Origin of the sequence: Campylobacter sp. 2018MI13 (assembly GCF_018501135.1) — a bacterium.
Lineage (GTDB): Bacteria > Campylobacterota > Campylobacteria > Campylobacterales > Campylobacteraceae > Campylobacter_E.
In genome coordinates, this window is record NZ_JAHCZC010000356.1 from 1 (window position 1) to 224 (window position 224).

The window sequence follows — 224 nt, forward strand, 5'->3', positions numbered from 1 at the left end:
GCCCGTACCGTAAACCGACACAGGTGGGTGGGATGAGTATTCTAAGGCGCGTGGAAGAACTCTCTTTAAGGAACTCTGCAAAATAGCACCGTATCTGCGGTATAAGGTGTGGTTAGCCTTGTATTAGGATTTACTCCGAAGGCAAGGAAACTTACAACAAAGAGTCCCTCCCGACTGTTTACCAAAAACACAGCACTCTGCTAACACGTAAGTGGATGTATAGG

The 224-nt window shown here is 46.9% G+C and carries 1 rRNA gene; it reads left to right on the forward strand.

The annotated features are described in order from the left end of the window. Positions 1-224, forward strand: a 23S ribosomal RNA gene (locus tag KJQ99_RS10375); the annotation flags it as partial.